We start from the raw sequence: 2,506 nt of genomic DNA on the forward strand, positions 1-2,506 counted from the left end.
AATATCGGAGAACCACTGCGGTCTGTACTTTCTGTATAGGGTCATTTAGTTTATTTTATTATATTATTATACAAATTTATACCAATAATTAAAAAGAAATTTCTTCCTATATTGGATAACTTTTGCTCTCGGCCCAACTCCCATCTACCGGACAAATATCGGCATCAATGTTCAATGGCACTACAATCCAAGGCCACTCCCGAGGGAGATCCTCACAGGTGACCCGGCGGATAGTTTTAGCCACATAATCTAATTCATCTGGATTAACATCAGATTGAATGGCATCGTGTATTTGGCCTATCATTCGAGTATCCCACCGCTCCTCCCGCATTATTCGATCAATCTCAGTGAAGGACCAAAGCAGACAATGAAAAGCTGACCCTTGAATGGGATAGTTCAGGACGTTGTTTTTTGACATTATTCCCCGGCATCGGAACCCAGTATACATGTCCACATACCCATTCATTTTGTATCGGTCGTAGGTTGATTCCATATATTCTTTGTGTACGGGAAACATACGGAAAAACTCCTGTTCCACTTTCTGGACGTGCTCAATAAAATCATCCAGCGACCGGATGCCTTTTCTAATGAAATGATCCGAGAGATTTTTGCCATCAAATTCTATTCCCATTCCTTTACGCCAACGACCTTCCGCAGGTAACCCACCCCAATCACACGCAAGGTTTAGGGCACAGGCCTTATACCAACTTCCGTATAGTTCCGGGAAGACGAAACCATTTTTAGCCGCCGATCGCAACATCTTATGTTCAGGGATGGATTTATCAAACCCATCTATCATATACACCTTTTCTGCAATATCCCCGTGAGGGTCAGAGTCCGGGTTCTCACAATACTTGATCATTGCCGGGTCACGGGAGTAACAGGCATTTATATTGAACTCAAGGCCGGAGTAGTCAACCTCCAGCAATTGGTGCCCGGGCCGTGGATATAAAGCTCGCCGGGTTATATTCATGGCCTCCTCGTCCCTTTTGGGAATGTTCTGGAAGTTGGGTTTATCAGAGGACGATCGATAACTACGGACGGTATGGAGATGAAAATTGGGATGAATGTATCCGTTAACTGCTTCCCGCTTGAAGGGTTTCAGATAGGTGCCCTTGATTTTTTCCAGCTTACGGATCTTCAGGATCATATCCAGCTCCGGGACTTTTAGGGCTTTCAGGGCCTCTTCATCCGTACTCCCTTGTCCGGTGTCAGTTCGTTTGGTGGGAGTGTATTTTTTTACCTTATATAGGAAGTTTTGGAGTTGCTGGTCGCTGTGAATGTTCGGGGGCTTCTCTTTCCGCGTATGTTTCCAATGCTTATAAAAATTGGTTGCCTGTAGTTCATCCTGGATCTGGAGGATTTGCCGGTCTATTTCATTGATTTTATTGTCAACATATTCCAGGTCCACCCGGAAACCTTGTTCCTCCGCCCGAGCCAGGGCCAGTGCTCCGTTGTGTAGGAGTTTGTAGGCGTCGGCTGTTTTGAGTTGTTCGATCATAATTTTAAATACTTATAAAGTCTATTTGCCACATAATGTTGTCTCAATGCTATTTCTCTCCAAGGAGTCCATCCCCATTTATCAACTAAATTCTCCCACATATATCTCTTGTAATTACCTGTTTTCTTTACCCTTGTAAATAACCGGGCGAATTCCAAAACTTTATTTTCTTCAAATATCCTTCTGATTTTTTCATTCTTTTTCACATCTTCTGTTATCCAATTAAGTAAATTAGACCTTCTATTTATTAACCATTTCAATTGTTTGTGGTATTCATTTGGATAACCCGAAAAGACCTCATCAAATGCTTTATGACACCATGGACATAGAAATATAATATTCCAAGGTTTGTCAGGGCCACCGAAACATACTGAAGTTATATGACATATTTCTAAATAATCTTTCCATACTTCAAATGATCCTCCATTAGCTATATGTCCAGCGCCTTCTGGTTTAAAAGTCATTTGTTTACACCCAAAGCATTCTGGTTCACCCCAGTCCAATTTAAAATCATTCTCCCAATAGTATAAAATTTCAACAGCTCTGGGATAATTGGACCTTCTTTTTTCTGGAAAAATATTAAATAAATCCTCTGAAGACAATCCTTCGTAATTTTTTGGAATTGTATTTGCTATGCTTTTCTTAGTTATTTTCCCTTCCTTAACTTTATTAAGAAATTCATTGTCTTTCTTATTTTTACATGGGGTATTCATAATTATTTATTTTTAAAAAGGTAGAAAATCGTAACCAATCTCTTCCATCTGTTCCTTCCCGGCTCTCAAGGAACAAATACTATCCCATCCGTTATAAGTCAACAGTTTTTCTTCTCCTCCGGGTTGCTTCAACAATTCGTAGATTTGGTTGAAGGCATTGCCATTCTTTTTGTCCTTTGCTATGAGATAGGGATGTATCTCTGAGTCATAATCCACCACACCAAACCTTTTGTAGACCTCAAATTTCAGACTATTCACTCCCGGGCGATTGTCCAGGGTGTGAGAGGCAAGC

The 2,506-nt window shown here is 40.8% G+C and carries 3 protein-coding genes; all 3 read right to left on the minus strand.

The window, feature by feature from the left end:
• Positions 1 to 106 precede the first annotated feature (106 nt).
• Positions 107 to 1,501 carry a hypothetical protein gene (locus KGY70_20840; GenBank protein MBS3777652.1) on the minus strand — a complete coding sequence of 465 codons (1,395 nt, stop codon included), beginning with the start codon at positions 1,499 to 1,501 and terminating at the stop codon, positions 107 to 109.
• A complete protein-coding gene (locus KGY70_20845) occupies positions 1,498 to 2,214 on the minus strand; it encodes an HNH endonuclease (GenBank protein MBS3777653.1) in 717 nt (238 codons plus the stop codon). Before KGY70_20845 ends, KGY70_20840 begins: the two co-directional genes overlap by 4 nt.
• A gap of 12 nt (positions 2,215 to 2,226) precedes the next feature.
• The coding region (locus KGY70_20850; protein MBS3777654.1) for a hypothetical protein at positions 2,227 to 2,506 on the minus strand (280 nt) is incomplete at its 5' end.

Source organism: Bacteroidales bacterium, assembly GCA_018334875.1.
GTDB lineage: Bacteria > Bacteroidota > Bacteroidia > Bacteroidales > UBA12077 > JAGXLC01.